Below are 1,638 nucleotides of genomic sequence, written 5' to 3'. Positions count from 1 at the left end.
ACATGGGGGAACGACTGAAGTCGGGACGTTGAACATGGATAAGAACGACTGAAGTCGGGACGTTGAACATGGATAACGACTGAAGTCGGGACGTTGAAGGTGGAGTACGCCTGAAGTCGGGACGTTGAACATGGATAACGACTGAAGTCGGGACGTTGAACATGGATAACGACTGAAGTCGGGACGTTGAACGTGGAGGACGACTGAAGTCGTTACTACCTTTCCTCTTCAGCCTGCGTAGGCAGGCTTCGTTTGTATAGCCCCACCCTTCAGGGTGTGGGTTTTTACTTGCGGTGATGGGGACTTTTCTTGACAGGGCAATGCGATCGCATTACCCTGGAGATAGGGCTTCCCTGAGCGGGTTATCAGCCCTGAAGTTGCTAGGGAACTTGTTATGACTGCCCAACCCATCCAACGCTTAGAATCTAAGCTGACTGCTCGTTATCAAACCACCGTCCCCGAGTCGGTTCGTAATGTATTGGGCTTGAAGAAGCTAGATAAAATTAGTTATCATATTCTATCTAATGGCCAGGTGGTGATTTCTCGTGCTGATTCAGATGAGAGGGAAACCGATCCGGTACTGGAAAAGTTTTTAAGTTTTTTAGCGCGAGATATAGAAAATAACCCTCAGCACTTGACAACAATTAACTCCGATTTAGTCAATCGGGTTCAGTCCTTGGTTGGTGATGTAGCAATTGATCTAAGTGCCTCACTACCCGAGGAGGATGAGTAAGATTGTCTGGAGATGGGCCGTTAGTTATTAATGGATGGAGTATCTTTGCTCATCCTCTTTTTATCGAGCTCTTTGAGCAACTTCTGACCCAGGTTGAGAATTTGCGTCAGAAGGACCCGATCGGTTATCGAGAAAAAAATGCGACCAAGCGTTTAGCTGCAATTGCTAAGTTGGCATTTGATGTCATTCCGCAAGATCCAACTCGGAATGAGTATCGCCAAGGGTCTACTCTGGGCGAGGAATATAAGCATTGGTTTAGAGCTAAATTTTTTCAACAGTACCGCTTATTTTTTCGATATCACCAAGACAGCAAAATCTTAGTTTTTGTTTGGGTCAATGATGATAATTCCAAACGGGCTTATAATAGCAAGACAGATGCTTATCGAGTTTTTACTAAAATGCTAAATAGCGGTTATCCACCAGATGAATGGGATGACTTAATGACCGAAGTTCAAGGGGAAAATGAGCGATTAAAACAAATAGCTAATTTAGAATTGTAAGTTTTTAAATTAGCTCAAATAGCCCTTTGCCTAAATTATTTAGACCCGGGGCTACATCCCGATAAATGTTGGGAAGTCATATAGCGTTTCCCACAGTTATGAGCCCATTATTAAGGAGTGCGTAAAGCCTAAGCGCTTAGGCTTTACGCACTCCTTAATAGTTAATAGCATCCGTACCTCATGAATCCGGGAACCGCTAGAACGACTGAAGTCGTTACTACGAACATAGATAAGAGAACGACTGAAGTCGTTACTACGAACATAGATAAGGGGATTCCAACAAATAAATCATCCTTGCTTTGATGCGATCGCACCTAACAAGGCTCTTTTAGCCCGCGCAGGCACCGCTTTGTCCGTGTAGCCCCAGGCTTGAGCCTGCGGGTTTTTTGAAGGTTTTATTTTTTG

2 protein-coding genes are annotated in these 1,638 nt (G+C 44.4%); both read left to right on the top strand.

The features are described 5' to 3' along the window. Positions 1-394: 394 nt before the first annotated feature. On the top strand, positions 395-733 hold the full coding sequence (locus NG833_RS29815) for a type II toxin-antitoxin system PrlF family antitoxin (protein WP_254568889.1): 339 nt from the start codon (positions 395-397) through the stop codon (positions 731-733). A 2-nt stretch (positions 734-735) separates the two neighbouring features. Continuing rightward, positions 736-1,233 carry a type II toxin-antitoxin system YhaV family toxin gene (locus NG833_RS29810; RefSeq protein ID WP_254568888.1) on the top strand — a complete coding sequence of 166 codons (498 nt, stop codon included), beginning with the start codon at positions 736-738 and terminating at the stop codon, positions 1,231-1,233. Positions 1,234-1,638: the final 405 nt, after the last annotated feature.

The organism is Oscillatoria sp. HE19RPO, assembly GCF_024220515.1.
Lineage (GTDB): Bacteria > Cyanobacteriota > Cyanobacteriia > Cyanobacteriales > Laspinemataceae > Laspinema.
Note: the sequence above shows the minus strand (reverse complement) of the source record. Positions and strands in the feature narration are given on the sequence as shown.

Excerpts from the sequence above, each read along its gene's own strand:
- NG833_RS29815 (WP_254568889.1), top strand. The coding sequence starts at position 395 with ATGACTGCCCAACCCATCCAACGCTTAGAATCTAAGCTGACTGCTCGT.